We start from the raw sequence: 26,655 nt of genomic DNA on the forward strand, positions 1-26,655 counted from the left end.
GCGAGAGCTGTTCGAGCGGCCTGCAGCCATGTTGGTCGAGTAGCCGCGGAGCGGCGTATCGAGACCCACCGTTTCAGGGACGGTGGATCTCGATACGCGCCCTGCGGGCGCTACTCGATCAGCATGTCTGCTGCGGGCGCTTGCCTTCGGCCAATTGACGGGTCAGAAGTCGAAGTCGGCGATGTTGTCGGCGGTGAAGGTGAAGGGGTCGCCGAGCAGGACGGTGTTGTCGGCGTCGACGGTGAAGGAGCCGAGGTCGCCGGCCTCGAAGGTGTCGCCCTCGGCGCCGGTGATGTCGCCGTCGATCAGGGCCTTCGAGGCGTAGGCGGCGAGGTAGCCGAGGTCTCCCGGGTTCCACAGCGCGAACGCGGTGACGGTGCCGTCCTCGACGAACTCGCGCATCTGGTTCGGCGTGCCGAGACCGGTCAGCGCGACCTTGCCCTTGAAGTCCGAGGTGGAGAGGTAGCGGGCGGCGGCGGCGATGCCGACCGTCGTGGGCGAGATGATGCCCTTGAGGTCGGGGTGGGTCTGCAGGAGGGCCGCGGTCTTGTCGAACGAGGTCTGGTCGTCGTCGTCGCCGTAGACGGTGTCGACGAGCGTGACGTCCGGGTGGTTCGCGGTGAGCTCCTCCTCCATCAGCTCGATCCAGGCGTTCTGGTTCGTGGCGTTCGCGGAGGCGGAGAGGATCGCGACCTCGCCGCTGTCGCCGATCTGCTCGGTGATCAGGTCGACCTGCGCCTTGGCGATGCCCTCGGCGGTGGCCTGGTTGATGTAGAGGTCGCGGCAGTCGGCGTTGGTGTCGGAGTCGAAGGTGACGACCTTGGTGCCGTTGTCGCGCGCCTCGTTCAGCGCGTCGCAGATCGCCTTCGGGTCGTTCGCCGAGACGACGATCGCTCCGGCGCCCTGCTGGGTGAGCGTGTTGATGTAGGAGACCTGCGCGTCGGGGGAGGCCTCGGCGGGCCCGACCTCGGCGTAGGTGCCGCCGAACTCCTCGATGGCCTTCTCGCCGCCGGCGTCGGAGGTGTCGAAGTACGCGTTGCCGAGGTTCTTCGGCAGGAAGGTGATCGAGTAGTCACCGGAGCCGGAGTCGCCGCCGGCGTCCGAGCCGGAGTCGCCGTCGGAGGCGGAGCAGCCGGTCGCGACGAGCGCGACCGAGACGGCCAGTGCGGTGAGGGTGCCGAGGCGGCGCCCACGGGAGGAGAACATCATCGTCTGCCTTTCGTCGAGGTGCTGTGGGGGTGGTGCGGGGTGGTGCGGGTGCTGTGCCGGTGATGCGGGATCAGGGGCGTCTCCTGCCCGAGCGCCGCAGTCGCGACAGCCAGGCCAGGAAGCTGGTGGACACCACCGAGAGCACGAGCAGCACTCCGGTGATGATGTTGATGACGTCGGAGGTGACGTTCGCGAGGCGCAGGGCCGAGGCGATCACGCCGATCAGGATCACGCCGGCGATCACGCCGTGCAGGGCGCCGCGGCCGCCGAAGATCGAGACGCCGCCCAGCAGGACGGCCGCGATCACCTGCAGCTCGAGCCCGGTCGCGTTGTCGCCGCGGGCGGAGCCGTAGCGGAGCGTGTAGTAGATGCCGGCCAGCGCGGAGACGGCGCCGGAGACCACGAACAGGATGAACTTGGTGCGGTTCACGTTCACGCCGGAGAAGATCGCCGCCTCGTCGTTCAGGCCGATGGCGAAGACGCCGCGGCCGAAGCGGGTGGAGTGCAGCACCACCGCGAAGACGATCGCCAGGATCGCGAACGGCAGCACCACCAGCGGCACCGGGCCGACGAGCTTCGCCTTCGCGAGGTCGGTCCAGAACTCGGGGAAGTCCGTCACGGCCGTGGTGCCGAGCAGTCCGACCGCGAGCCCGCGGTAGAGCGCGAGCGTGCCGATCGTGACGGCGAGCGAGGGCAGTCCGACGACGGTGACCAGGAAGCCGTTCAGCGCTCCGCCGACGGCGCCCGCCACGATCGCGATCAGCGCTGCGACCTCGAACGGCACTCCGGCCTGGTGCAGCGTGCCGGTGAGCACGCTCGCCAGCCCGACGGTGGAGGCGACCGACAGGTCGATCTCGCCGGTGATGATGATCAGCGTCATCGGCAGCGCGATCAGCAGCGTCGGAGCGATGTCGAGGAAGAGGTAGGTGATGGTGATCGGCTTGTCGAAGCTCTTCACCGAGGCGGAGGCGACGACGATCACGAGGATCAGCAGCAGGACGATCGCCGTCTCGCGGCTGAAGAGGATCCGCTGCCAGGCCGGCCGGGCGTAGTCGCGGTACTCGCGCGCGGTGCGCACGGCGGTGGTGTCGGTGACGAGGCTCATCAGGAGTCGTCCCTCTCTTCGAGGAGCTTGCGGGACTGTCGGAGGGAGAGCACGCGGTCGAGCACGATGGCGCCGATGATCAGCACGCCGACCACCGCCCGCTGCCAGAAGTCGGGCACGCCCAGGATCGGCAGGGCCCGGTTGATGGTGAGCAGCAGCACCGCGCCGATCGCTGCGCCCCAGACCGTGCCGGAGCCGCCGAAGATCGCGACGCCGCCGATCACCGCGGCGCCGACGGCGTCGAGCTCGTAGCCGGAGCCGGCCTGCGAGTTGACGGTGCCGTAGCGCGCCGCGTAGAGGACGCCGGCCAGGCCGGTCAGCGCGCCGGAGACGACGAAGGCGACCAGGATGCGCCGGGTGACGGGCAGGCCGTAGAGCCGCGCCGCGTCCGGGTCGGAGCCGATCGCGTAGAACTCGCGGCCGGCGCGCTGGTTGCGCAGGTACCAGCCCGAGGCGATCAGCACGACGAGCGCGATGATCGTGAGGTACGGGATGGTGAGGAACTGCCCGGTGCCCAGGGCGAGGAAGTCCTTGGGCATGTCGGACGCGTTGATCCGATCGCTGCCCGTCCAGGCGACGTTGATGCCGCGATAGGCGTAGAGCGTGCCGAGAGTGATCACCAGTGCCGGGACCTTCGCGAACGCGACGAGCGCGCCGTTGATCAGCCCGAGCAGTCCGCCGAAGACGATGCCGGCGGCGAAGACGGCGAGGATCGGGATCCCCGGCACGTCGAGGAACAGCCGGCCGGTGAGGTAGGCGGTCAGCCCCAGGATCGAGCCGACCGAGAGGTCGACCGAGCGGGTGATGATCACGATGGCCTGGCCGACCGCGATCAGGATGAGGATCGACGGGGTCAGCAGCAGGTCGCGCCAGCCGTCGGGGGAGAAGAGGAAGGTCGGGTTCTTCGCGGTCGTCGCGATGACGACGAGGACCAGCGCGAGCAGGATGCCGGTCTCGCGGGCCCGGACGAAGGAGCCGAAGCCGGAGGCGAAGGCGTTGGGCTTGGCAGCGGGCACGCGCTTCTGCGTCGGTGCCTGGGCGGTGCTCATGCGGCTGCTCCTCTGGTGGCGGCGAGCATGACGGTCTCGCTGGTGGCCTCGGCCCGGTCGAGCTCGGCGGTGATCCGCCCCTCGCGCATCACCAGGACGCGGTCGGCCATGCCGAGCACCTCGGGCAGCTCGGACGAGATCATCAGGATCCCCATCCCCTCCCCGGCGAGCTGCGAGAGCAGCCGGTGCACCTCGGACTTGGTGCCGACGTCGATGCCGCGGGTCGGCTCGTCGATGATCAGGACCCTCGGGTTCGTGGCGAGCCACTTGCCCAGCACGACCTTCTGCTGGTTGCCGCCCGAGAGCGTGCCGGCGACGGTGTCGAGCGCGTCGGTCTTCACCTCCAGGCGCGCGGCCCAGTCGCGCGCGGCGGTGTTCTCGCGGCGGCCGGTGATCAGGCCGCCCTTGGAGAGCGACTTCTGGATCGCCATCGTGATGTTGCGCGAGACGGAGGAGTCGAGCACGAGGCCCTGCTTGCGGCGGTCCTCGGGAACGAGCGCGAGCCCGGCGCGCATCGCGGCCGAGGGGCTGCCCGCCGGGATGCGGCCGCCGACGAGGGTGACGGAGCCGGAGTCGTAGGGGTCGACGCCGAAGACGGCGCGCGCCACCTCGCTGCGGCCGGCGCCGACGAGGCCGGCCAGGCCGACGATCTCGCCGGCGCGGACGGTGAAGGAGATGTCGTGGAAGACGCCGGCCGAGGTGAGGCCGTTCACCTCGAGCAGGACGTCGGTGATCTCGGTCGCCTGCTTGGGGAAGAGCTCGGTGATGTCGCGGCCGACCATCTCGCGGACGATGCCGTCGACGGTGGCGTCCTCGGTGGCGGTGGTGGAGATGTAGGCGCCGTCGCGCATCACGGTGATGGTGTCGCAGAGCGAGAAGACCTCGTCGAAGCGGTGCGAGATGAAGATCAGCGCGCGGCCCTCGTCGCGGAGCGACCGGGCGACGGTGAAGAGGCGCTCGACCTCGACGCCGGAGAGCGCGGCGGTCGGCTCGTCCATCACGAGGACCTTCGCGTCGAGCGAGATGGCCTTGGCGATCTCGATGATCTGCTGGTCGGCGATGGAGAGGCCCTCGGCGGGGCGGTCGGGGTCGATCCGGACGCCGAGGCGCTCGAAGAGGCCGACGACCTCGGTGCGCATCGCCTTGCGGTCGATGCGGCCGAGGCGACCGCGGGGCTGGCGGCCCATGAAGATGTTCTCGGTGACGCTGAGATCGGGGAAGAGCGTCGGCTCCTGGTAGATCACGGCGATGCCCGCGGCCTTCGACTGCGCGGTCGAGGAGAAGTCGACCGGCTCGCCGTCGAGGAGGAACTCGCCCGCATCGCGCTGGTGCACTCCGGCGATGATCTTGACGAGCGTCGACTTGCCGGCGCCGTTCTCGCCGACCAGCGCGTGGATCGACCCGCGGTGCACGGCGATGGTGCCCGAGCGCAGCGCGACGACGGCGCCGAACGCCTTGACCACGCGGGCGAGCTCGAGTGCGGGTGGCGGATCTGATGCCACGGGTGGTACCTCCTCATCGAGGGGAATCGCGGTCAGGTCCCGGCTTCGGATGAAGAGGACCTGAATCGATTCATCCAGCTTCATCGCTACTATAGGGACGCTGAGCCGGAGCGGTCAACGCGAGATGCGGCTCGGCGTCCCAGGGGAGGCGATGTGGCGCGAGTGAGCATCCGCGACGTCGCCCTGCGCGCCGGCGTCTCGGTCGGCACGGTCTCCAACGTGCTGAACCGGCCGGACGAGGTCTCCGACGACTCGCTCGCCCGGGTGAATGCCGCCGTCGAGTCGCTCGGCTACGTGCGGAACGACGCGGCCCGGAAGCTCCGCAACGGCGTGAGCTCGACCGTCGGCTTCGTGGTGCTCGACGGGCAGAACCCGTTCTTCAACGACGTGGTCCGCGGCGCGGAGGACGAGGCGTCGCGCCACCAGATCGCCGTGCTCTACGGCAACACCGACGAGGACCCGTCGCGCGAGCGGCAGTACCTCGACCTCTTCGAGGAGCAGCAGGTGCGCGGCGTGCTGATCGCGCCGTACGGCGACATCTCGCAGCGGCTGGAGAAGCTGCGCGGGCGCGGGGTGCCGGTCGTGCTGGTCGACCGCTTCAGCGGCGACGGACGCTACAGCTCGGTCTCGGTCGACAGCGTCGCGGGCGGGCGGATGGCGGCCGAGCACCTGATCGCGACCGGGCGGCGCCGGCTGGCCTTCGTGGGCGGGCCGTTCGAGATCCGCCAGGTCACCGACCGGCTGGCGGGCGCGCGGGTCGCGGTGGAGAACAGCGATGCGTCGGTCGATCTCGAGGTCGTGGCGACCACGGCGCTGACCGTCGCGCAGGGGGTCGCCGCCGGGATGCGGATCCTGGCCCGGCCGCGCCGCGACCGCCCCGACGCGCTCTTCGCGGCCAACGACCTGGTCGCGCTCGGGCTGCTGCAGGCGCTCGCCGTGGACGGGCGGATGCTGGTGCCGGACGAGATCGCGCTGATCGGCTTCGACGACATCTCGTTCGCCGCGGCCGCCGCCGTGCCGCTGTCCTCGATGCGGCAGCCGAGCTCCGTGATCGGGCGGACGGCGCTGCGCGTGCTGTTGGAGGAGGCGGCGGACCCGGAGCTGATCCCGCGGCAGACGGTGTTCCTGCCGGAGCTGGTCGCGCGGGCGTCGACGCGGGCGCGGCGCTGACGGCGGCACCTGCGGATCGGCCTCCCGCTAGCGTGGACGGGATCGTCGACCGGATCCGAAGGAGCATCTCGATGACCGCAGCACGCCAGGACACCGTCAGCACCGCCACTGTGCGGCACCTCCCGTGGGCCGCGCCCGCGCGGGAGCCCGCGATGAGCACCGCGGTCGACCGCCACGACCGCTGGCGGCTGACCAGCCGCTCGGTGCTGCGCGACGGTCGGCCCTTCATCCCGGTCTCCGGTGAGCTGCACTACAGCCGCGTGCCGCGCGCTCGGTGGGAGGAGCGGCTGCGGCTGATGCGCGCGAGCGGCGTGACGGTCGTGGCGTTCTACGTGATCTGGATCCACCACGAGGAGGTGCGCGGAGAGCGCCGCTTCGACGGGGACCTCGACGTCGGCGCGTTCGTCGACCTCTGCGCCGAGGTCGGGCTGGACGTCGTCCTGCGGGTGGGGCCGTGGTGCCACGGCGAGGTCCGCAACGGCGGCTTCCCGGACTGGGTGCAGGCCGCCGAGGTGGAGCACCGGACCGACGACCCCGAGTACCTCGAGCTCGTCCGGGACTGGTTCGGCGCGCTCGGCGGCGAGCTGGCGTCGCGGTGCGGACCGGGCAGCAACGTGGTCGCGATCCAGATCGAGAACGAGATCTACGACCAGCCCGGGCACATCCGGACCCTCAAGGGCCTGGCCCGGGAGGCGGGGCTGACGGCGCCGATCTGGACGTCGACGGGCTGGGGCGGCGCCGACCTGCCGCTGGACGAGGTGCTGCCGCTGTTCGGCGGCTACGCGGACGGCTTCTGGGTCGAGTCCGACTCGCCGTGGGACTCGACGTTCCGCGACCACTTCTTCTTCAGCCACCAGTGGGACGACCCGGGCATCGGCGCCGACGTCCGCGGCGCGACGACGGACGCGGTGACGCCCCGCGCCCCCTCGCTCGACTACCCGCCGGCGACCTGCGAGCTCGGCGGCGGCATGGCCACCGCCTACCACCGGCGCCCGGCCGTGCAGCCGCTCGACATCGCGGCGGTCGCGCACACCAAGATCGGCAACGGCTCGGCCTGGCAGGGCTACTACATGTACACCGGGGGGACGAACCCGCGCAGCGCCGCCGCCGACGGACTGCAGGAGTCGCAGGCGACCGGCTACCCGAACGACCTGCCGCGGTTCGACTACGACTTCCGCGCGCCGATCGGAGCGAGCGGCCGGCCGTCGCCGACCCTCGCGCTGCTGCGGCGCCAGCACGCCTTCCTCGAGGCCTTCGGCGAGCGGCTCGCGCAGATGCCGTCGACGCTGCCGGACGAGCTGCCGGTCGACCAGCAGGACACGGACACGCTGCGCTGGGCGCTGCGGAGCGACGGGTCGAGCGGCTTCGTGTTCGTCACCTGGCACCAGCCGCACGAGCCGCTGCCGGAGCACCCGGGCGTGGTGCTCGAGGTGGGTCTCGACGACGAGGTCGTGCGGTTCCCCTCGGTGAGCACTCCCGTGCCGGCCGGGACGCTGATGGTCTGGCCGGTGCGCCTGACGGTCGGCGGAGTGCGGCTGGACTGGGCGACCGCGACGCCGCTGACGCTCCTCGACGGGGCGGAGCCGACGCTGGTCCTGGTGGCGGCCGCGGGGGTCGTCGCCGAGCTGGCCTTCGCGGAGGGCACGCGGCTGGAGGTGGACGGGGTGCGGCGGGACAGCGCGCTCCTCCGCCTCGACGTCGAGGAGCCGGTGCTGGTGCGGGCGCAGGGCGACGGCGGGGCGTGCTCGGTGCTGGTCCTGTCGGCGGAGGCGGGTGAGGAGGCGTCGGTGCTCGTCGACCAGGGCTCGGGGGAGCGCCGCCTCGTGCTGTCGGAGGACCCGGTCTGGCTCGACGGAGCGGGGCGGATCGCGGGGGACGTCCGGGCGGGGAGTCGCCTGCCGCGCGCCTACGACCCGGAAGGGCAGCGCTTCGTCCCGGTCGCCGGATCGGCGGCGTCGATGCGGCCGGAGACGGAGGCGGTCGAGGCGCCCCTGCTCCGCGCGAGCGACGCCGTGCCGGTGTCCTACGGCGAGGCCGCGGGGCGCGCCTCCGCACCCCGGGACGCCGACTTCGCCGCCGCGGCCGCGCACCGGCTCGAGCTGCCGGAGACCGATCCGGCGGCGCAGCGGCGCGAGCTCGAGATCCACTGGGCCGGTGACGTCGCCCGGATCCTCGTCGGCGGCGAGGTCGTCGCCGATCAGTTCTGGGACGGCGGGCCGTGGGTGCTCGACCTGGACGAGCTGAACGCGGGCTCCGGGGACGTCGTCCTGGAGATCCTGCCGATGTCGCCCGACGCGCGGATCGGCCTGACCGGGAGCGCCGAGGAGCGCCGTCGCCGCTCGTCGTCGCCGCTCGTCGAGCTCGGCCCGGTCGTCGTGGCGCACTGGTACCGCTGGACCGAGGACTGACCGGCGTCCAGGTGGCGTGCACGCCCGGAATCTAGGGTGGGCGGATGACCTCCTGGAGCGCCGCAGACATCCCCGACCAGACCGGCAGGACGTTCGTCGTCACCGGCGCGAACAGCGGACTGGGGGAGGCGACCGCGCGGGCGCTCGCCGAGCACGGCGCCCGCGTGGTGCTCGCCTGCCGGACCGTCGAGAAGGGCGAGCGGGCGGCGGAGCGGATGGGCGGCGACGTCGTCGTCCGGCGGCTCGACCTCGCCGACCTCGCCTCGGTGCGCGAGTTCGCCGAGGCGACCGGGCCGATCGACGTGCTGGTCAACAACGCCGGCATCATGGCGGTCCCGGAGGGGCGCACCGCCGACGGCTTCGAGCTGCAGTTCGGCACGAACTTCCTCGGGCCGTTCGCGCTGACCGGGCTGCTGCTGCCGCGGATCGCGGACCGCGTGGTGTCGCTCTCGAGCCTCGCCCACCGCTTCGGCACGCTCGACGTCGACGACCTGAACTGGGAGCGCCGCCGCTACAGCCCGTGGCCGGCCTACGGGCAGTCCAAGCTGGCCGACCTCGTCTTCGCGTTCGAGCTGCACCGGCGCCTGCGCCGGGCCGGGTCGAGTGTCGGCTCGATGGCCGCGCACCCCGGCATGTCGGTCACCGAGCTGCACACGCATACCGGCGACGGGCAGGGCGCGATCATGGGCGCGCTGATGCGCACGGTCGGGCAGAGCGGCGAGGACGGCGCGCTGCCGACGCTGCTCGCGGCGACCTCGCCCGACGCGCGCTCCGGCGCCTACTACGGACCGGGCGGCCTCGGTGAGGTCCGCGGGGCGCCGCGCCAGGTGAACCCGAACCGCGCCGCCCGCGACCGGGACGCCGCGCGCCGACTCTGGGACCGCGCCGTCGAGCTGACCGGGGTGTCGCCGCTCGACGAGGGCTGAGCGAAGCGCCCTTCCGCGGACACCCGCCTCCTCCGCGTCCCGGCTCCTCCGTACACTGGCGAGCGCGCGGGAAGCCGCCGCCGGACCCCGAGGAGCACCGTGGCAGCACGACGAACGACCGCCGCCGCGACGCTGCACGACGTCGCCCGGGCGGCGGGAGTGTCCCTGGCCACCGCCTCGCGGGTGCTCAACGGCAGCGCGCGGAAGGTGCAGGGCGAGTACCGCGAGCGGGTCGAGGCGGCCGCGGCCGAGCTCGGCTACTCCGCGAATCCGGCGGCGCAGGCCGTCGCGCGCGGGACCACCTCGACGATCGCGCTGCTCGTCAGCGACATCACCGACCCGTACTTCTCGGGCATCGCCTCCGGGGTGATCGGCGCGGCCGACGCGTCGCGGCTGGACGTGCGGATCGCCGTCACCGACCGCGACCCGGACAAGGAGCTCGGCCTGGTCCGCTCGCTGCGCGGTGGGCGGCCGCGGGCGATCGTCCTGGCCGGCAGCCGCTTCGCCGCCGACCGGCACCGCGACGCGCTGATCGCCGAGCTGCAGGCCTACGAGGCGTCCGGCGGGCGGGTCGCCATGATCAGCCAGGGCGGGCTGCCGTTCCCCTCGGTGCAGGTGGACAACCGCGCCGGAGCCCGCGCGCTCGCGGCGGCGCTCGCCGAGGCCGGCTACCGGCGCTGCGCGATCGTGCGCGGTCCGGAGGCGGTGCTGACGTCGTCCGACCGCGTCGCGGGGTTCCTCGAGGGGCTGGCCGCGGCCGGGGTGAGCGTCGATCCGGATCTGATCGTCGAGGCGCCGCTCACCCGGGACGGCGCGTTCGACGCGGCGGCCGCGCTGCTGGCCGGGCGCTCCGCCGACATCGACCTGGTCTTCGCCGTCACCGACCTGATGGCGGTCGGCGTCGCCTCCGCGATGCGCGCGGCCGGAGTCGAGCCCGGCGCGGGCATGGGCGTCGCGGGCTTCGACGACGCGCCCATCGCGGAGGACGTGCACCCCGGCCTGACCACGGTCGCGGTGCCGCTCGCGGCGCTCGGCGAGCGCGCCGTCGCCGCGGCCCTCGGCGACGAGGCCGACGGGGCCTCGGTCGAGCTGCCCACCCGCGTCGTCCTGCGCGCGAGCACCCCGCCGCGAGTCGCGCCGGCCGCGTAGCGCGCGCCATGCTGGTCGAGTAGCCCTGCAGGGGCGTATCGAGACCCGCCGTCTCCCGAACGGCAGGTCTGCGGACCCCTGTTCTGACGGTGGTGGATCTCGATACGCCCGCTGCGCGGGCTACTCGATCAGCATGGAACACGTGCAAGCGCGTCGGCGCGGGTCCGCACGTGCTGGTCGAGTAGCGCGCAGCGCGTATCGAGACCCGCTCACCACCGTTCCTCCGCTGGTTGGGAAAGCGCTTGCCCGCAGGACCGGTCCGCGGCTAGCATCAGGAAAACGCTTCCCACTCCTCCGAAAGGCGCACCGTGTCAGAGTCGACCACCCCCACCCTCGGGATCATCCTGAACGGCGCCTCCGGCCGGATGGGCTACCGCCAGCACCTCGTCCGCTCGATCCTGGCGATCCGCGAGCAGGGCGGCGTGCTGCTCTCCGACGGCACCCGCGTGCAGGTCGAGCCGCTGCTGGTCGGGCGCTCCGAGGCGAAGCTCGCCGAGCTCGCCGGCAAGCACGGCCTGACGAACTGGACCACCGACCTCGACGCCGCGCTCGCCGACCCGAAGTGGCAGGTCTACGCCGACTTCCTCGTGACGAAGGCGCGCGTCCCCGCGATCAAGAAGGCGATCGCCGCCGGCAAGCACATCTACACCGAGAAGCCCACCGCGGAGTCCTACGCCGAGGCGCTCGAGATCGCCGAGCTGGCCAAGGAGGCTGGCATCAAGAACGGCGTCGTGCACGACAAGCTCTACCTGCCGGGCCTCCAGAAGCTCAAGCGCCTGATCGACTCCGGCTTCTTCGGCCGCATCCTCAGCGTCCGCGGCGAGTTCGGCTACTGGGTCTTCGAGGGCGACTGGCAGGCCGCGCAGCGCCCGAGCTGGAACTACCGCAGCGAGGACGGCGGCGGCATCATCGTCGACATGTTCCCGCACTGGAACTACGTGCTCGAGAACCTCTTCGGACCGATCGAGGGCGTCTACGCCAAGGCGACCACCCACATCGAGACCCGGGTCGACGAGAACGGCGCGCCGTACACGGCGACGGCCGACGATGCGGCCTACGCGATCTTCGATCTCGCCGGCGGCATCACCGCGCAGCTCAACTCCTCCTGGGCCGTGCGGGTCGACCGCAAGGAGCTCGTCGAGTTCCAGGTCGACGGCACGCTCGGCTCGGCCGTGGTCGGCCTGTTCGGCGCCAAGATCCAGCCGCGCGTCGCGACCCCCAAGCCCACCTGGAACCCGGACCTGCCCGAGACGCACGACTACGCCGAGGACTGGCAGGAGCTGCCCGTCAACGACGTGTTCGAGAACGGCTTCAAGACCCAGTGGGAGCAGTTCATCCGCCACGTGGTCGAGGACGCTCCGCACGAGTACGACTTCTTCGCCGGAGCGCGTGGCGTGCGCCTGGCCGAGCTGGGCCTGGAGTCCTCGCGCGAGGGCCGCCGGATCGACGTCGCCGCGCTCGACGCCGCCGCCGACGCCGAGGTGCTCGTGCAGGCGGGCGCCGTCCAGTGAGCGGGCTGACCCTCCTCGGCGCCGACGGCGCGACCCGCTCGATCGAGCTGCTTCCGGCGCCCGCGCACACGAGGCCCACCGCCCCGCTGCGCTCGCGCACCGCCTACGCGGCCGCGCACGTCGTGCCGCTGGTGCACGGCGAGAACCGGCCCGGCCACCCGGCCCAGATCGACTGGGACGCGACGCTCGGCTTCCGCCACCACGTCTGGTCCTGGGGCCTGGGCGTCGCCGACGCGATGGACACCGCGCAGCGCAACATGGGCCTGGACTGGACCGCGACGCAGGAGCTGATCCGCCGCTGCGCCGCCGAGGCCGCTTCGGTCGGCGGGGCGCTCGTGGTCGGGATCAACACGGACCAGCTCACCGAGGATGTGGTGCCGCTCGAGACGGTCATCGACGCGTACGTCGAGCAGCTCGCCTTCGCCGAGGACGCGGGGGCGGAGGTCGTGCTGATGGCCAGCCGTCACCTGGCCCGCGCCGCGGAGACCGCCGCCGATTACGAGCGGGTCTACGCCGCCGTGCTCGCCCGCGCCACGAAGCCGGTCGTCCTGCACTGGCTCGGCACCGCCTTCGACAGCGTGCTCGAGGGCTACTTCGGCGCGGCCGACCCGATCGACGCCTTCCCGGTCGTGCAGCGGATCATCGAGGACAACCTCGACTCGGTGCGCGGCATCAAGATGTCGCTGCTGGACGCGGACGCGGAGATCGCGCTGCGCTCGCGGCTGCCCGAGGGTGCGACCCTCTTCACCGGCGACGACTTCAACTACGTCGGCCTGATCGAGGGCGCCCCCGACGCCGACGGCACGCCGCGCTGGTCCGACGCGCTGCTCGGCGCCTTCGCCGCGCTGGCGCCGAGCGCCTCCGCCGCGATCCAGGCGCTGGACGCGGGCGACACCGCCGAGTACCGCCGTGTGCTGGGCCCGACCGAGGCGCTCTCGCGCCAGGTCTTCGCCGCGCCGACGCAGTACTACAAGACCGGCGTCGCCTTCCTGTCCTGGCTGAACGGCCACCAGCCGGCCTTCTCGATGGTGGGCGGCCTGCACTCCGCGCGCTCGCTGCCGCACCTGTCCGAGATCGTCCGGCTCGCGAACGCGTCCGGGGCGCTGGAGCGGCCGGAGCTCGCGGCCGACCGCTGGACCGGGCTGCTCGCGCTGAACGGCGTCGAGGTCACCCGCGGCGTCGAGGCGCTGCACCTGGTCGAGGCGGTCACCGCGTGAGCGCCGACCCGCGCCTCTCCCTCAATCAGGCCACGATCAAGCACGCCTCGCTCGCCGAGGCGCTCGACACCACGGTCGCCGCGGGGATGTCCGCGATCGGCCTCTGGCGCGAGCCGGTCGCCGAGGTCGGGCTGGCGGAGGCCGTGCGCCTCGTCGCCGACTCCGGCCTGCGCGTCTCCTCCCTCTGCCGCGGCGGCTTCTTCACCGGGCCCGAGGGTCCGGAGCGGCGGGCGGCGATCGACGAGAACCGCCGTGCGATCGAGGAGACCGCCGCGCTCGGCGCCCCCGCGCTCGTGCTCGTCGCCGGCGGGCTGCCGGCCGGCTCGCGCGACGTGATCGGCGCCCGGGCCCGCGTGCAGGAGGCGCTGGCCGAGCTGGCCGACGACGCCGCGGCGGCGGGCGTGCAGCTCGCCATCGAGCCGCTGCACCCGATGTACGCCTCCGACCGCGCCGTCGTCTCGACGCTCGGCCAGGCCCTCGACCTCGCCGCGCCGTTCGACGCGGCCGCGGTCGGCGTGGTCGTCGACACCTTCCATGTCTGGTGGGACCCGCAGGTGCTCGCGCAGATCGTCCGCGCCGGAGCGGAGGGCCGGATCGCGAGCTACCAGGTCTGCGACTGGGCGACCCCGCTTTCGGCCGACGTGCTGCTCGCGCGCCGCTACCCGGGCGAGGGCGTCATCGACTTCGCATCGCTCACCCGCGCGGTCGTCGAGGCGGGCTACGCCGGCGACGTCGAGGTCGAGATCTTCCACCAGGAGGTCTGGGACACGGCGTACCCCGAGGTCGCGGAGCGCGTCGTCGCGTCCTTCGCCGAGACGGTGTCGCCGCACCTCTGAGAGGCGCACCCCTGAACTCCCGGTCCGCCGTCGCTGGAGGGTGAGCGGCGGACCGGGCTCCTTCTTTCAGAGGACCAGCGAGCTCAGCTCCACGGCAGATCCAGCGCGTCGAACGTGGTCTCGCGGCGCAGTGCCTCCTGCAGAGCGTGCTCGACGCCGTCGATCACGCGGTGGCGCCCCTCGACGTCCTGCACCTCGCGCCAGGCGTCCTCCGGCAGCGCCCGCGGCGACGGAGCGGCCATCACCGCCTCGAGCAGGCGGAGGAAGCCGCCCGTGCGCTCGATCCCGGCGTGCAGCGGCGTGCCCAGCTCGCGAGCAGCGAGCAGCCCCTCGAACGGCGTGATCCGGTCGTACTGCAGTGTGCGCGGCGGCAGGTCCTCGCGCACGAGCTGCACCACGTCGAGCGTGTAGTAGAAGCGGAGCGTCCCGCGGGTGCCGACGATCTCGACGGAGGGCTCCTCCGGTCGCTCGGCGCAGAGGGTGACCGCGGTCGTGACCCGCAGGCCGTCGGCCAGGGTCAGCACGGCGACCGAGGTGTCGTCCGCCTCGATGTCGTTCGCGCGCCGCAGGTCGAGGCGCACGTCGACGACGTCCTCGAGCCGGTCGGCGCCGGCGATCGCGAGGGCGGTGGCGGTCGCGTGCGAGAAGGGGTTGGTCAGGACGCCGTCGGCGACGACAGCGCCGTCGAGCGTGCGGCGGCCGGCCCAGGGGGAGCGCGACCAGTAGCGGTCGTCGCGGACCCAGACTCCGGAGGCGCCGTAGCGCACGACGTCGCCGATCTCGCCGTCGGCCACGGCCGCGCGGATCGCCGGGATCGCGGAGGAGCCGAGGCTCTGGAAGCCGACCTGCACGAGCGAGCCGGTCGCCGCGGCGCGCTCCGTGATGGCGGTGAACTCGGCGAGCGAGGCGGCGGGCGGCTTCTCCAGCAGGACGTCGTTGCCGTGGTCCATCGCCGCGAGTGCGATCGCGGCGTGGGTGTGGATCGGGGTGCTGATGATGACGACGTCGGTGCCGCCGGCGGCGAAGAGGCCGGTCGCGTCGGGGTGGTGCGCGACGCCGTCGGGGAGCAGCCCCTCGACCGGCGGCCGCGGATCGGCGACGCCGACGAGCCGGACGCGGCCGTCGCGGTGCGCCGCGAGGACAGCGCCGAGATGCGAGGCGCCGTAGCCGCCGATGCCGACGAGCCCGATCCGCGGGATCACGGTCGGACTCCGGAGAGCGGGCGGCTGCGGTCGTCTCGTCTGCGCTGCATGATCCGGCCAGCGTATCGGAAAGCGGTTACCTACGCCCCTCTGCGGGCCGGCCGTCTGGAGGCGGCCGCCGGTGCCGGACTACTCTGGTCACGCTGAGACGAGGTCACGGAATGAAGTTCACAGGTCACGTGCTGTCGATCGGGGCGCTCCTCGAGCTCGAGGACGAGCAGCCTTCCTCGCCGGTCGGGCGCAGAGCAGGCGTCCTGCACACTGCGGCGGGGAACGCGCGCCGAGTCGAGCAGCTGCTCGCCGAGGGTGAGTCGCTCGAGACCTGCTGGAGGTTCGGGATCCTGCAGACACTCGACGACTACGTGTCGACGGCGAAGCGGGCCGGTACCGAGGTCGCTTCCGGGGTGTTCTCGGAGGAGCCCGGGCGGACAGGTGCCGCCGAGCTCGATGCGGCGTTCGCGGCTCTGGCGGATCACTTGGCCGGACGAGACGGGTGGGAGACTCCCGCGTGGGCGTCGGCTGCTGAGCGTCGTGTCGAGGCCTGGTATCCCTCCGTGCCGAGCATCTTCCGCGAGGAGGCCGAACGGGACAGCCCTCGTGCCTTCCGCCAGCGCGGGATCCTGATCACTGGACGGTCCCTGGCGCGCGCATGACCGGCGACGGAGAGCTCGACGCCTCGGAACTCCGGGCGCTGTTCCAGGAGCTCTCCGACCGCTTGGAGGACCGCGGCCAGCAGGCCAGCTCTTCGTCGTCGGCGGGGCAGCGATGGCACTCGAGTACGACGGAGGGCGGGTGACGCGTGACGTCGATGCCGCGTTCGCTCCGGCCTCCGCCGTCCGGGAGATCGCCGCTGAGCTCGGCGAGCTTCACGGCCTCGAGCCCGACTGGATCAACGACGCCGCGAAGGGCTTCCTGCCCGGCCAGGACGATGACGCTCGGACGGTCTTCGACTCCGAGTCCCTCCTGGTCCAGGTCCCCTCGCCGGAGTACCTCCTCGCGATGAAGCTTCACGCCGCACGGGACGAGCGCGACCTGTCCGACGCGGCGACGCTGTACAACGTCTCGGGCTACACCACCGCGGAGGAGGGAGCGGCGCTTCTGAGGCGCACGTACTCCGATGCGCTGCTGCTTCCCCGCCACCGCTACATCGTGGACGACGTCGCGGAGAGGGCGCGAGTGCTGCGAGTGCTCGGAGGTCCCGCCGCGGAGTGAGCAGATCAGCGCGTGGGGTCGATGATCGTCATGCCCGCCGGGTTCGAGCGGTCGAAGACGGGGAGCAGCTCGGCCGCCTCCTCGAGTCCGATCGTGCGCTCGATCAGGCGCTGCGGGGCGAGGACGCCCTGCTCGATCAGCCGCAGCATCGCGGGGTAGTCGCGCGCCGCCATCCCGTGGCTGCCGAGGACGTCGAGCTCCCAAGCGATCACGCGCGCCATCGGCACGCGCGGGTGGCCCTCGACCGGCGGCAGCAGGCCGACCTGCACGTGCCGGCCGCGCCGGCGCAGGCTGAGGAGGGCGTCGGAGGAGGTCTGCTCGCTGCCGACGGCGTCGACGGCGACGTGACTCCCGCCGCCGGTGAGCGCGTGCACGGCGGCCGGCAGATCGCGGCCGTCCGCGAGGAGGACGTGCTCGGCGCCGACACTCGCCGCGACCTCGAGCGCCGCGGCGTTGCGGTCCACCGCGATCACGCGGGCGCCGAGCGCGTGCGCGACCATGACGGCGCTGAGGCCGACGCCGCCCGCTCCGATCACGGTCACCCACTCGCCGGGCTGCACTCGGGCCCGCCCGACGAGCGCGCGGTAGGCGGTGGCGAACCGGCAGCCGAGGCTCGCGGCGGTCGCGAAGTCGACGCCCTCCGGGATCGCGACGAGATTGGTGTCGGCCGCGTGCAGCGCGACGGACTCGGCGAACGAGCCCCAGTGCGTGAAGCCGGGCTGCTCCTGGTCCGGGCAGACCTGGGCGTCGCCCTGCAGGCACCACTCGCAGCGGCCGCAGCCGCAGACGAACGGCACGGTCACCCGGTCGCCGACCGCCCAGTTCCGGACCTCGGGCCCGACCTCGGCGATCACTCCCGCGAGCTCGTGCCCCGGGACGTGCGGGAACGCGATGTCGTCGTGCCCGGCCCAGGCGTGCCAGTCGCTCCGGCACAGCCCGGTGGCCAGCACCCGCACGACGACGCCGTCCGCCGGGGCGGCCGGCGTCGGGACGTCGCGGACCTCCGGCTCGCCGCGGACGGAGTCGAGGACGAGAGCGCGCATGCCCTCATCCTGGCAGCGCGGCGGGGAGACGCCGAAAGCCCACGCTCTCGCGTGGGCCTCGGAAGTGGAGCGTCGCAGGCGACGCGTCCGGGACGAACCTAGCAGTCGTCGGCGCCGAAGCGGAGGTCGGTGAGCGAGACGAAGTGCCAGCCCTGGCGGCCGTCGTGCTGGGTGTAGGTCAGGGTGCTGCCCGAGGGGAAGACGCCGAAGTGGAAGGTGTCGGAGCGGGTGACGCCCGCCGTCGTGTACTCGTTCCCGGTCGCGCGGCGGAAGGGGTCGGCGAGGGTGCCGACGCCGGCGCCGGGGAGGGAGCCCGAGGTCGCGATCGAGGTCGGCTCGGTGCTGAAGCCGACGGCGTCCCAGTAGGTCGGCACCCACGAGTTGACGTCGGTGTTCGAGGTGATGTCGAAGACCGTCAGCTGGAAGTCGACCGGATCGAAGAGCGCGCCGTCGGCGTCGCGGAACTCGAAGGTCAGGGTCTGCGCGTCGGATCCCGGGGTGGGCAGGACGGCCAGGTCGCCCTCGCGACGCTGATTGAGCACGAGCGCGCCCGCCGGGCCGAAGCCGGCGAAGGAGTACTCGGAGGGGACGCCGCCGGGAGCGTTCCCGGCCCAGCCCGAGCCGTTCTGGCTCATGTTGTAGCGCGTGCCGCCGGAGAGGTCGGTCGTGCCGGCGGCGAGGGTCGAGGTGATGCGGATCGTCGAGGTGCGGCCGGACGCGGAGGTCGCGCCGAGGACGGCGGGGTTGCCGCTCGAGTTCGTCGCGGCGAACTGCGTGACGCTCGTGCAGGGAGCGGTCGACGCGGCGGCGAGGGGTGCGCCCGTGGCGATGGCGACGACGGGGACGGTCCAGAGGGCGGTGGTGGTGAGCGAGCGGCGGGAGAGTCCGGGCGCGGGGGTGCTGGTCATGGCGGGATCCGTTCGGGTGCGGAGGTGGGCGGGCGAGGCGGAGCGGTGCGGTGCAGGGCGGTGCAGGGCGGTGCAGGGCGGAGCGGGGCCGAGCGATGCAGGGCGGGCGGAGCGGCGGCTCAGCGGCCGGCGTTGTAGTGGTTCTGGATCTGGGTCGCGGTGAGCGCGGTCGAGTAGACGGCGGCGTAGCGCAGGCTGCCGGAGAAGGAGGCGGGGCCGACGTTCGTCCAGGAGCCGCCGAGGGTGTCGTAGCCGATCTTCCAGTAGCCGTTGCTGTTCTCGGGGGTGCGGAAGGCGGTGTTGCCGGCGACCTTCACGCCGTCGAGCCAGAGGCTCATCCCGGCGGTCGGCGAGATCGTCGAGACGACGTGGTGCCAGGCTCCGTCGTTCACGGGGTTCGGGCTGGTGATCGACTGGACGCCGTTGTTGTAGATGCCGAAGACGAGGCGCCCGTCCGCGCCGACGTAGGTGTGCCGGTCGTACTGGCTGCCGGCGCTGTCGCGGCTGGTGTTGAAGCTGAAGAGCTTTCCGCCCGCGACGGTGGTCTTGAACCAGATCTCCGTGCTGAAGGTGGTCGGGTTGTTCAGCAGCAGCGGCGTGCTGAGGTAGCCGTTCGTGCCGTTCAGCAGCCAGGAGCCGCCGGCGTCGCGCGGGCAGGCCTTGGGGGTGGTCGGCGAGCTGGTCATCGCCGGACGGTAGGTGCCGGGGTAGGCGCCGGAGTCGGTGTCGACGGCGGTCGTCGCTCCGGTGGCCTGCGCGAGCGTGTAGGAGAAGAGCGCGTCGCCCCTGTCGGCCGCGAGCGCCGAGTCGCAGGTGAAGAACGCGGCGGCGCTGCCGACGGTGTTGTTCGAGTTGCGGATCGAGGCGACGTAGGCGCCGGAGGTGGCGGGGGCGAGGAACAGCACGGCCGAGAGGGCGGCGACGAGCAGGGCCGCGAGGGTGGTGCGCGGGGTGCGCGGTGCTGCGGAGCGGAGGCGGGCCAGGAGGCCGGAGCGGGTGCGGCGGTGGCGGCTCATCGGGCGGCCGACTCGGTCTCGGCGGTCTCGGCGGGCGCGGTCTCGGTCTCGGCGGCGCGGGCCCGGCGGCCGTGCTCGCCGCGCGGCTCGGCCTCGGCGGGGAGTCCGACCAGCATCGTCCAGAGCACAGGGGTGGCGCAGAGGGCCCCGAAGAGGATCCAACCCCAGAGCGGCAGGTGCAGCGCCGAGGACACGTTGTAGAAGTCCTCGCCGTTGGCCGGCACCCGGATGCTGCCGACCTGGCCGGAGACGAGGTCGGCATGGGTGCCGCCGACGGCCGTCACGCGGATCGGCAGCATGCCGACCGAGACGAGCGAGGCGTCCGTCTGCCCGTCCTCCACGGTCGCCTCGAGGACGACGATGCCGACGAACGGGCGGAGCACGAAGACCGTGAAGGAGGCGACGAGCGAGATCCCCAGCACCCGCATCGCGGCGCGGTGGGTGGGGGAGGAGAGCAGGCGGGTGAGCAGCAGGACGAGGACGGTGCCGGCGAGGAGCATCGGCAGGCCCTTCGCGAGCCAGCCGGCGCCGGGGAGCGCGACGACGACCTTGCCGATCAGCTGCTCGGCGCCGGTCGCCCACGGGTCGGTCGCGCCGTTGATGTCGCCGCGGGTGACGAGGGTGCCGTCGTCGGCGAGGTCGACCACGCGGTGGGTGTAGGTCTCGTCGGGGGTGGTGGTGGGGTGGAAGCTGACGACGTCGCCGACTCGGATGTCCTCGAGGGGCGTCGGCGCGGTGAGGACGAGGGTGCCGACGGGAGCGGCGGTGCCCATCGACGGCGTCTGGACGATGAACCAGCGTCCGCCGGAGGCGTGGAAGAGGAAGGCGGCGACGACCAGGGCGGCGACGAGGGCGGTGACGGTCCAGGTCGCGACGGTGCGCAGGCGGGAGCGGGGGGAGCGGGGCTCGGGGGTGGTGGTGGTGGTGAGGGGGGAGGCGGTGCCGGTGCGGACGGCGGTGGATCCGGGGAGCGCGGGGGCGGGGCGGGTCTGCAGCGTGGTCACGGGTCCACCTCCTCGGCGGGGTGGGGGCCGCCTGGGTGGCGGCCCCCGGGGTGCGGGTGTCGGGTGTTGCGGGGGCGTTTCTCGGGGTGTTTCTGGGTGGGGCGGGTGCCTCGGGGGAAGCGGTCTTCGGTGGGGGATCTCGATAGGCGCGCTGCGCGCGCTACTCGATCAGCATGAACCGGGCGTGCACCTCGGTCGGCGTGCGCCGGGCGCGTGCCTCGCTCGGCAGGGACCGAGCGCGTGCCTCGATCGGCGTGAGCCGGGCGCGTGCCTCGATCGACGCCGGCTCGATCAGCTGGCGAAGGTCCAGGTGAGGGGGAGCGAGGCGGACAGGCCCTGGTAGGTGTTGCCGGCGGAGGAGTCGAGCGTGACGGCGATGGTGAAGGGGGTGCTGGTGCCGGCGGTGACGGGGGCGGCGGAGAGCGACTTGGCGGCGGTGCCGGCGAGCGCGGCGGCGGTGCCGCTGTAGACGGTGGTGCTGCCGGAGGTGATGACGACGTTCAGCTTGGAGCAGAAGTCGGTCGCGGTGCCCGAGGAGCCGGCGGCGGTGTTGACCGACTGGGCGCAGGTGGCGCCCGGGGTCAGCGTGAAGGTGTTGGCCGAGACGGTGCCGGCGTTCTTGATGGTGATCGAGGTGCTGACGGTCTGGCCGGGGACCATGGTGGTCGAGCCGCCGAACTTGTTGATGGTCGAGCAGGTCGCGGTGTTGGTGCTGACCGAGCCGCCGTCGGTGCTGAGGCAGGTGACGGGCGTGGTGCCGGTCGACTTCTCCTCCATGACGAGCGAGCCGGACGCCGCGGTGTTGTTGGTGTTGGTGATGCTGGCGACGAAGCCGGAGAGGGTTCCGGACATCGAGACCGACAGCAGCGCGGCGGCGGCGACGCTGGTGGCGAGGACGAGGGGGGCGAAACGGACGCGCTTGCGCTTTGCGGTGTGGTTCGACATGACAGGACTCCTGATCGGGTAGAAGGTGAACTGCCGTGCAGTTCGCTGTGGGGTGTTTTCTGGCTTGTCGAGTAAGTTACTTGATGGCAAAGATACTTTGCAATCGTTCTAATACCCCCTGTTGTGGGGACAGCCACCTCGCCGGCGACGTCGCCGCTCCGACACCCGCTCCCACCCCCGCTCCGACACCCGAGAAGGCCGCATGGATCCCGAGAACACACCCCCCGCCGACGGCGGCGAGCAGCCCGCCGGCGCGGCCCTCCGGCAGGCGCTGCGGCAGCTCGAGACGGCGCAGCGCCACCTGCGCGCCGCGGTCGCCCTCGACGCCGGGATCGGGATCTCGGAGCTGAGCGCGCTGGAGGCGCTCGCCGAGTCGCCCGGGCTGACGCCCAAGTGGCTGGGGCTCGAGCTGTCGCTGACGACCGGGGCGGTGACCGCGCTGCTCGACCGCCTGGCCAAGGCCGGCCACCTCGACCGCGTCTCCAATCCGCAGGACCGGCGCAGCGTCCTGCTCCAGCTGACCGACTCCGGCACCGCGCTGCTCGCGGCGGTCGACGAGCGCTACGGCGCGGTCAGCGTCGAGGTGCTGCGGGCGTCCCCGCGCCTGGGCGAGGAGGAGGTCGTCGAGGACCTCGCGCGCGCCGCGGCGGTCATCACGGCGCACACGATCGGCTGAGCGCGAGCGACCCCGCGCGTCAGGCCTGCAGGGCGCGGTCCTTGCGGATCGACCAGAGGTTGCGGCTCGCGGTGCGCTCGTAGTCGAAGTCGGTCACCAGCGCCTGGATGAGGGCGATCCCGCGACCCGACTCGGCGAACGCGTCCGGCATCTCCCGCGGGCCGGTGTCGACGCCGGGCGGGTCCGCGGTGTCGACCAGCTCGGCCCGGAGCGCCTCGTCGTCGACGGTGACGACGAGGCGGCAGAGGACCGCGGTGGTCGAGACGGCGTGCTGGATCACGTTGGAGACGAGCTCGACGAGCGCCGTCTCGAACTCCATCCGGTCGCGGGCGCCGACGTCGGCGCGCTCGCCGAAGAGCGAGTCGAGCAGGTCGTGCACGAGCTCGATGTCGTCGGGCGGCGTCCGGAAGGCGAGGGTGCGCTCAGTCACGGTACGCGTCGCCGGCCGAGGCGTAGCCGACGAGCACGCGGTCGAGGTTGGAGAGCTCGAGCACCATGGTGACCTGCTCGCTCGGGGCGGCGATCCGGAGGTCGCCCCCGGCCTGGCGAGCGCTCTTGAGGCAGGCGACGAGCGCGCCGAGCCCGGACGAGTCCATGAAGGTGACCTCGCTCAGCTCGACGACGATGCGGCTGCTGCCCTCGTCGAGAGCGCTGCGCACCTCCGTCCGCAGATCCCGCGCCGCGGCGAGGTTCAGCCGGCCCGCCGCCGTGATCACGGCGACGCCCGGAGCGATCGTCTCGGTGCTGAAGGTCATGCCTGCTCCTGGTCGGTGTCCGCGGCGGGGCGCGGGGTGTCGTGGGTCCGCGTCACGAGGAGCGCGGTGATGTCGTCGAGCGCGCGGCCGGAGCCGGCGAGCGCGGTCAGGGCGGTGAGGAAGCCGATGGCGCCCTCGGAGGTGCGGACGAGGTCGGCCGCGAGGACGAGCGACTGCAGGGTCCCGTCGAAGAGGTCGAGCACCCCGTCGGTGAAGGACACCAGCGAGTCGCCGACGGCGAGATCGACGGTCTGGGTGACCCAGCCGCCGTCCTCCGCGATGCCGAGGGGGAGGCCGAGTGCGGCGAGGCGGTGGAAGGTCCCGTCGGCGCGGAGCAGGACGGTGAGCCCGTGGCCCGCGTCCACGAAGTCGACCCGGCCGGTCGCGGTGTCGAGCCGGCCGTGGAAGAGCGTCGCGAAGGTCTCGGTGGCGGAGAAGTCCGGCTGCAGCTGCTCGCTGACCGCGGCGACCACCGCGTCCGGAGCGCCGCCGGCCCGGGCGCGGAACGCCGCGCGGATGCCGGCGGCGAGGATCGCGGCGCCGGTGCCCTTGCCCATCACGTCGACGAGGGTCAGGTCGACGACCGCCTCGGTGGCGGTCCAGGTGTAGAAGTCGCCGCAGATCTGCCACTTGGGCAGCGAGGCGCCGGCCAGGTCGTAGCCGGCGGGGTGGCGGAAAGCGGTGGGGGAGAGGCGGGCCTGCACATCGGCGGCGCGGTCCCACTCCGCGGTGTCGCGCAGCTCGCGCTCGACCCACTGGCCGAACTCCTCGAAGAGCAGCTCCTCCTCCGGGCTGAGCGCGCGGGGGACGAAGTCGAGCAGGCAGAGCGTCCCGAGCTGCAGGCCGTCGTCCACCGTGAGCGGGCGGCCGGCGTAGAACTGCACGTGCGGCGGTCCGGAGACGTGCACGTGCTGCGCCCAGGCTCCGTCGGCGCCGAGGTCGGGGACGACGAGCGTGCTCCGCTGGGCGAGCGTCGCGTCGCAGAACGTCCCCGCGCGCGGGTAGGACACCGGCCCCTCGGGCTGCGGCGACTTCGTGAAGAGCGTCGTCTCGTCGAGGATGTGGATCTCCGCCACCGGCACCTGGAAGAGCTCCTGCGCCATCCGGGTGATCCGGTCGAAGCGCTCCTCGGGGCCGGAGCCCATCAGGCCCAGCGCCTCGATCACGGCGGCGCGGCGGTCCCGGTCGTCGGGCGCCCCGAGCGGTGCGTCGGCGCCGATCGCCGGGTCCTGGCTGGTCTGCTGCGACATCGTCCCCCCGAGTCTCGAGCGGAGGCGGCGTCGCGCCCCCGCGATGACGGTATCGAACGGTGCGACCCCGGTCGCCGCTGAGGGCCGTTAGTCACCCGGACGGGGGTCACTGGTGCGCGACACCCGCAGCATTGCACCCTGGCCCCGATGGTGCAATGATGCACAGCATGCAAGCAGATGCGACCGCGACCCGGCGCGACCAGCGCGCGGCCGAGCGGCGCGGCGAGCTGGCCCGCACCGCCCGCGAGCTGACCATCCGCCACGGCTTCGCGGGCTTCACCGTCGAGGAGCTCTGCGAGGAGGTCGGCATCTCGCGCCGCACCTTCTTCAACTACTTCCCGAGCAAGGAGTACGCGATCGTCGGCCGGCCCGAGGAGGGCCTCGACGACGACAGCGTCGCGGAGTTCCTGACCCGCCGCCCCGGCGTCTCGCTGCTCGAGGCCCTCGTCGCCCTCGGCGCGGTGCACTTCGCCGCGATCGGCCTGAACGCCGACAGCGTCCGCGAGTTCGTCGCCGTCGCCGACCGCGAGCCCAAGCTCCTGCAGGCCCTGCTCGACGTCGGCACCCAGCGCGACCTGCTCGTCGCCGACCTCGTGGCACGGCGCGAGGGCCTCGACCCCGCCGACCCGTCCGTGCTGCTCGCCGTGCAGACGGCCGGCACCGTCGTCCGCAGCGCGGCCGGCGCCTACCTCGACTCCGACGGCTCCGTGCCGCTCGAGCGCCTCGCGCAGGACCGCATCGCGGCTGTGACGCGCCTGCTCCTGGGCTGACCCGGCCCCCGCCGCGCCGGCCAGCCCATCCGCTCCCTCACGCCCCACCCGACCCCGAGGACACCATGACCGCCCCCGCCCCCGCCACCGCTTCTCCGCTCCTGCTCACGCAGCGCCGGATCTGGATCATCTTCTCCGCGCTGATCGCCGGCATGCTCCTCTCCAGCCTCGACCAGACGATCGTCTCGACCGCGATGCCGACCATCGTCGGCCAGCTCGGCGGCGTCGAGCACCAGGCCTGGATCACCACCGCCTACCTGCTCGCGACCACGATCGTGATGCCGATCTACGGCAAGTTCGGCGACGTCCTCGGCCGCCGCACGCTCTTCCTGATCGCCATCGCGCTGTTCACCCTCGCGTCCGTCGGCTGCGCGCTGGCCGGCGACTTCTGGTCGTTCGTCGTCTTCCGCGCCCTGCAGGGCCTCGGCGGCGGCGGGCTGATGATCCTGTCGCAGGCGATCATCGCCGACATCGTGCCCGCCAACGAGCGCGGCAAGTACATGGGCCCGCTCGGCGCCGTCTTCGGCCTCTCCGCCGTCGCCGGCCCGCTGCTCGGCGGCCTCTTCGTCGACCACCTCACCTGGCAGTGGGCGTTCTACATCAACATCCCGGTCGGCATCGCGGCCTTCGCCATCGCCTGGTTCGCGCTGACCCTCCCCAGCAAGCGCGCGACCAAGCGGATCGACGTCCCCGGCGTCCTGCTGCTCTCGATCGCCACCACCTGCCTGATCTTCTTCACCGACTTCGGCGGCGACGCCGCGCACGGCTGGGGCGCCCTCGAGACCTGGGCCTTCGGCGCCGGGCTGATCGCCGCGGTCGCCGGCTTCATCTGGGTGGAGTCGCGCGCCGAGGACCCGATCATCCCGCTCAGCCTCTTCCGCAACCCGATCTTCGTGAACGCGACCGCGATCGGCCTCACGCTCGGCCTCGGCATGTTCTCCGCCATCGCCTTCGTGCCGACCTTCCTGCAGATGGCGTCCGGAACCTCCGCCGCCGCGTCGGGCCTGCTGATGCTGCCGATGATGGCGGGCCTGATGGGCACGTCGATCTACTCGGGCATCGCGATCTCGCGCACCGGCCGCTACAAGGCGTTCCCGATCGTCGGCGCGCTGCTCACCGGCCTCGCGATGGCGGCGATGACCACGCTGACCGCCGAGACCCCGATCCCGCTGATCTGCGTCTACCTCTTCTTCTTCGGCGCCGGGCTCGGCCTGATCATGCAGGTCATCGTCCTGGTCGTGCAGAACGCCGTCGCCCCCGAGATGATCGGCACGGCGACCAGCACGAACAACTACTTCCGCGAGGTGGGCGCCTCGCTCGGCGTGGCCGTGTTCGGCACGATCTTCACCAACTCCCTCGCCGAGAAGCTGACCGGCGTCTTCACCGACGCGGGCGTCGCCGACGTCGGAGCGGCCACCGCGACCCTCGACCCGCAGGCGCTGAACGCCCTGCCGGACGAGGTCCGCGACGGCGTCGTCCGCGCCTACGCCGAGTCGCTGGCGCCGGTGTTCTGGTACCTCCTGCCCTTCATCGCGATCGCCTTCGTCCTCGCGCTGCTGCTCAAGCAGATCCCGCTGTCGGACCAGTCCGGCATGGTCGCCCGCGGCGAGGCCGTCGGCGGCGAGGAGGCGGAGCGCCTGCACCGCGAGAGCCTCGCGGCGCCGGCCGCCGGGGTGCGGTCGGAGGCTCCGGAGGACGCGCGCGCGGACCGCTGACGCGGGGGCCGGCCGCCGTCGCTCTTGTCGCGGCGGCGGCCGGCCGCGACACTGGGGGCGTCCCTCACCGCGCGGTC

General features: G+C 72.8%; 25 protein-coding genes. 12 read left to right on the plus strand and 13 right to left on the minus strand.

Annotation, left to right across the window (positions count from 1 at the left end):
• Positions 1–162: 162 nt before the first annotated feature.
• The 4 genes from rhaS to EDF36_RS08900 form a co-directional block, all read right to left on the minus strand.
• Positions 163–1,206: a rhamnose ABC transporter substrate-binding protein gene (gene rhaS / locus EDF36_RS08885; RefSeq protein WP_372487879.1), complete on the minus strand. Its 1,044-nt coding sequence runs from the start codon at positions 1,204–1,206 to the stop codon at positions 163–165.
• A 73-nt stretch (positions 1,207–1,279) separates the two neighbouring features.
• A complete protein-coding gene (locus EDF36_RS08890) occupies positions 1,280–2,314 on the minus strand; it encodes an ABC transporter permease (RefSeq protein ID WP_123705495.1) in 1,035 nt (344 codons plus the stop codon).
• The gene (locus tag EDF36_RS08895; RefSeq protein ID WP_123732711.1) at positions 2,314–3,363 is read right to left on the minus strand and encodes an ABC transporter permease; all 1,050 of its coding nucleotides are present in this window, start codon (positions 3,361–3,363) and stop codon (positions 2,314–2,316) included. The genes EDF36_RS08890 and EDF36_RS08895 overlap by 1 nt, the downstream gene beginning before the upstream one ends.
• A complete protein-coding gene (locus EDF36_RS08900; protein WP_260300638.1) occupies positions 3,360–4,865 on the minus strand; it encodes a sugar ABC transporter ATP-binding protein in 1,506 nt (501 codons plus the stop codon). Before EDF36_RS08900 ends, EDF36_RS08895 begins: the two co-directional genes overlap by 4 nt.
• Before the next feature lie 153 nt (positions 4,866–5,018).
• Between EDF36_RS08900 and EDF36_RS08905 the strand changes: the two genes are divergently transcribed.
• The 7 genes from EDF36_RS08905 to EDF36_RS08935 all read left to right on the plus strand — a co-directional run bounded on the left by EDF36_RS08905 (position 5,019) and on the right by EDF36_RS08935 (position 14,082).
• Positions 5,019–6,035, plus strand: a complete 1,017-nt coding sequence (locus tag EDF36_RS08905; RefSeq protein ID WP_123705492.1) for a LacI family DNA-binding transcriptional regulator — start codon at positions 5,019–5,021, stop codon at positions 6,033–6,035.
• Between the two features lie 71 nt (positions 6,036–6,106).
• Positions 6,107–8,443, plus strand: a complete 2,337-nt coding sequence (locus EDF36_RS08910) for a beta-galactosidase (RefSeq protein ID WP_123732885.1) — start codon at positions 6,107–6,109, stop codon at positions 8,441–8,443.
• Between the two features lie 44 nt (positions 8,444–8,487).
• Positions 8,488–9,369 carry an oxidoreductase gene (locus tag EDF36_RS08915; protein ID WP_123732713.1) on the plus strand — a complete coding sequence of 294 codons (882 nt, stop codon included), beginning with the start codon at positions 8,488–8,490 and terminating at the stop codon, positions 9,367–9,369.
• A 99-nt stretch (positions 9,370–9,468) separates the two neighbouring features.
• Positions 9,469–10,518 (plus strand): LacI family DNA-binding transcriptional regulator, encoded by a 1,050-nt coding sequence (locus tag EDF36_RS08920; RefSeq protein ID WP_123732714.1) that lies wholly within the window; start codon positions 9,469–9,471, stop codon positions 10,516–10,518.
• 365 nt (positions 10,519–10,883) lie between these two features.
• A complete protein-coding gene (locus EDF36_RS08925; protein WP_123447046.1) occupies positions 10,884–12,029 on the plus strand; it encodes a Gfo/Idh/MocA family protein in 1,146 nt (381 codons plus the stop codon).
• Entirely contained in the window at positions 12,026–13,246 is a 1,221-nt protein-coding gene (locus EDF36_RS08930) for a DUF993 family protein (RefSeq protein ID WP_123732715.1), read from the plus strand. The genes EDF36_RS08925 and EDF36_RS08930 overlap by 4 nt, the downstream gene beginning before the upstream one ends.
• Positions 13,243–14,082 (plus strand): sugar phosphate isomerase/epimerase, encoded by an 840-nt coding sequence (locus EDF36_RS08935; protein WP_123732716.1) that lies wholly within the window; start codon positions 13,243–13,245, stop codon positions 14,080–14,082. Before EDF36_RS08930 ends, EDF36_RS08935 begins: the two co-directional genes overlap by 4 nt.
• 83 nt (positions 14,083–14,165) lie before the next feature.
• Here the strand turns inward: EDF36_RS08935 and EDF36_RS08940 are convergent, their stop codons facing one another.
• Positions 14,166–15,284: a Gfo/Idh/MocA family protein gene (locus EDF36_RS08940; protein ID WP_123732717.1), complete on the minus strand. Its 1,119-nt coding sequence runs from the start codon at positions 15,282–15,284 to the stop codon at positions 14,166–14,168.
• A gap of 161 nt (positions 15,285–15,445) precedes the next feature.
• Between EDF36_RS08940 and EDF36_RS08945 the strand changes: the two genes are divergently transcribed.
• Together EDF36_RS08945 and EDF36_RS08950 are read left to right on the plus strand one after the other, a co-directional pair.
• Positions 15,446–15,937, plus strand: coding sequence for a hypothetical protein (locus EDF36_RS08945; RefSeq protein WP_123705486.1), 492 nt, complete (start codon positions 15,446–15,448; stop codon positions 15,935–15,937).
• Positions 15,912–16,496 (plus strand): DUF6036 family nucleotidyltransferase, encoded by a 585-nt coding sequence (locus EDF36_RS08950; RefSeq protein WP_260300662.1) that lies wholly within the window; start codon positions 15,912–15,914, stop codon positions 16,494–16,496. The genes EDF36_RS08945 and EDF36_RS08950 overlap by 26 nt, the downstream gene beginning before the upstream one ends.
• A 5-nt stretch (positions 16,497–16,501) precedes the next feature.
• Here the strand turns inward: EDF36_RS08950 and EDF36_RS08955 are convergent, their stop codons facing one another.
• The 5 genes from EDF36_RS08955 to EDF36_RS08985 form a co-directional block, all read right to left on the minus strand.
• On the minus strand, positions 16,502–17,539 hold the full coding sequence (locus tag EDF36_RS08955) for a zinc-dependent alcohol dehydrogenase family protein (RefSeq protein ID WP_123732718.1): 1,038 nt from the start codon (positions 17,537–17,539) through the stop codon (positions 16,502–16,504).
• Between the two features lie 98 nt (positions 17,540–17,637).
• Entirely contained in the window at positions 17,638–18,447 is an 810-nt protein-coding gene (locus tag EDF36_RS21230) for a hypothetical protein (RefSeq protein ID WP_185020418.1), read from the minus strand.
• A gap of 119 nt (positions 18,448–18,566) precedes the next feature.
• Positions 18,567–19,463, minus strand: a complete 897-nt coding sequence (locus EDF36_RS08970; protein WP_123732721.1) for a LamG domain-containing protein — start codon at positions 19,461–19,463, stop codon at positions 18,567–18,569.
• Positions 19,460–20,467, minus strand: coding sequence for a signal peptidase I (locus EDF36_RS08975; protein ID WP_185020419.1), 1,008 nt, complete (start codon positions 20,465–20,467; stop codon positions 19,460–19,462). Before EDF36_RS08975 ends, EDF36_RS08970 begins: the two co-directional genes overlap by 4 nt.
• A gap of 291 nt (positions 20,468–20,758) precedes the next feature.
• Positions 20,759–21,412, minus strand: a complete 654-nt coding sequence (locus EDF36_RS08985; RefSeq protein ID WP_123446753.1) for a hypothetical protein — start codon at positions 21,410–21,412, stop codon at positions 20,759–20,761.
• A gap of 202 nt (positions 21,413–21,614) precedes the next feature.
• Here EDF36_RS08985 and EDF36_RS08990 point away from each other — a divergent pair, with 202 nt between their 5' ends.
• Positions 21,615–22,088 carry a MarR family winged helix-turn-helix transcriptional regulator gene (locus tag EDF36_RS08990; RefSeq protein ID WP_123732724.1) on the plus strand — a complete coding sequence of 158 codons (474 nt, stop codon included), beginning with the start codon at positions 21,615–21,617 and terminating at the stop codon, positions 22,086–22,088.
• Positions 22,089–22,107: 19 nt separating this feature from the next.
• On the opposite strand, the gene EDF36_RS08995 is transcribed toward EDF36_RS08990, so the two are convergent.
• From EDF36_RS08995 to EDF36_RS09005, 3 genes are read right to left on the minus strand one after another with little or no spacing between them, the layout of a single operon-like run.
• A complete protein-coding gene (locus tag EDF36_RS08995) occupies positions 22,108–22,518 on the minus strand; it encodes an ATP-binding protein (protein WP_123732725.1) in 411 nt (136 codons plus the stop codon).
• Positions 22,511–22,843 (minus strand): STAS domain-containing protein, encoded by a 333-nt coding sequence (locus EDF36_RS09000; RefSeq protein ID WP_123446750.1) that lies wholly within the window; start codon positions 22,841–22,843, stop codon positions 22,511–22,513. Before EDF36_RS09000 ends, EDF36_RS08995 begins: the two co-directional genes overlap by 8 nt.
• Positions 22,840–24,093: a PP2C family protein-serine/threonine phosphatase gene (locus EDF36_RS09005; RefSeq protein WP_123705479.1), complete on the minus strand. Its 1,254-nt coding sequence runs from the start codon at positions 24,091–24,093 to the stop codon at positions 22,840–22,842. The genes EDF36_RS09000 and EDF36_RS09005 overlap by 4 nt, the downstream gene beginning before the upstream one ends.
• A gap of 167 nt (positions 24,094–24,260) precedes the next feature.
• Between EDF36_RS09005 and EDF36_RS09010 the strand changes: the two genes are divergently transcribed.
• Both EDF36_RS09010 and EDF36_RS09015 read left to right on the plus strand, forming a co-directional pair.
• On the plus strand, positions 24,261–24,863 hold the full coding sequence (locus tag EDF36_RS09010; protein WP_185020420.1) for a TetR/AcrR family transcriptional regulator: 603 nt from the start codon (positions 24,261–24,263) through the stop codon (positions 24,861–24,863).
• A gap of 65 nt (positions 24,864–24,928) precedes the next feature.
• Positions 24,929–26,578 (plus strand): MDR family MFS transporter, encoded by a 1,650-nt coding sequence (locus tag EDF36_RS09015; protein ID WP_123732727.1) that lies wholly within the window; start codon positions 24,929–24,931, stop codon positions 26,576–26,578.
• Positions 26,579–26,655 lie beyond the last annotated feature (77 nt).

This window comes from Rathayibacter sp. PhB152, from assembly GCF_003751395.1.
Classification (GTDB): Bacteria; Actinomycetota; Actinomycetes; order Actinomycetales; family Microbacteriaceae; genus Rathayibacter; species Rathayibacter festucae.

Coding starts and splice junctions, on each gene's coding strand:
- EDF36_RS21230 (WP_185020418.1), bottom strand. CDS start 18,447: ATGACCAGCACCCCCGCGCCCGGACTCTCCCGCCGCTCGCTCACCACC.
- EDF36_RS08985 (WP_123446753.1), bottom strand. CDS start 21,412: ATGTCGAACCACACCGCAAAGCGCAAGCGCGTCCGTTTCGCCCCCCTC.
- EDF36_RS08925 (WP_123447046.1), top strand. CDS start 10,884: ATGGGCTACCGCCAGCACCTCGTCCGCTCGATCCTGGCGATCCGCGAG.
- EDF36_RS08910 (WP_123732885.1), top strand. CDS start 6,107: ATGACCGCAGCACGCCAGGACACCGTCAGCACCGCCACTGTGCGGCAC.
- EDF36_RS08970 (WP_123732721.1), bottom strand. CDS start 19,463: ATGAGCCGCCACCGCCGCACCCGCTCCGGCCTCCTGGCCCGCCTCCGC.
- EDF36_RS08890 (WP_123705495.1), bottom strand. CDS start 2,314: ATGAGCCTCGTCACCGACACCACCGCCGTGCGCACCGCGCGCGAGTAC.
- EDF36_RS08915 (WP_123732713.1), top strand. CDS start 8,488: ATGACCTCCTGGAGCGCCGCAGACATCCCCGACCAGACCGGCAGGACG.
- EDF36_RS08895 (WP_123732711.1), bottom strand. CDS start 3,363: ATGAGCACCGCCCAGGCACCGACGCAGAAGCGCGTGCCCGCTGCCAAG.
- EDF36_RS09010 (WP_185020420.1), top strand. CDS start 24,261: ATGCAAGCAGATGCGACCGCGACCCGGCGCGACCAGCGCGCGGCCGAG.
- EDF36_RS08945 (WP_123705486.1), top strand. CDS start 15,446: ATGAAGTTCACAGGTCACGTGCTGTCGATCGGGGCGCTCCTCGAGCTC.
- rhaS (WP_372487879.1), bottom strand. CDS start 1,206: ATGTTCTCCTCCCGTGGGCGCCGCCTCGGCACCCTCACCGCACTGGCC.
- EDF36_RS09005 (WP_123705479.1), bottom strand. CDS start 24,093: ATGTCGCAGCAGACCAGCCAGGACCCGGCGATCGGCGCCGACGCACCG.
- EDF36_RS08955 (WP_123732718.1), bottom strand. CDS start 17,539: ATGCGCGCTCTCGTCCTCGACTCCGTCCGCGGCGAGCCGGAGGTCCGC.
- EDF36_RS09000 (WP_123446750.1), bottom strand. CDS start 22,843: ATGACCTTCAGCACCGAGACGATCGCTCCGGGCGTCGCCGTGATCACG.
- EDF36_RS09015 (WP_123732727.1), top strand. CDS start 24,929: ATGACCGCCCCCGCCCCCGCCACCGCTTCTCCGCTCCTGCTCACGCAG.
- EDF36_RS08990 (WP_123732724.1), top strand. CDS start 21,615: ATGGATCCCGAGAACACACCCCCCGCCGACGGCGGCGAGCAGCCCGCC.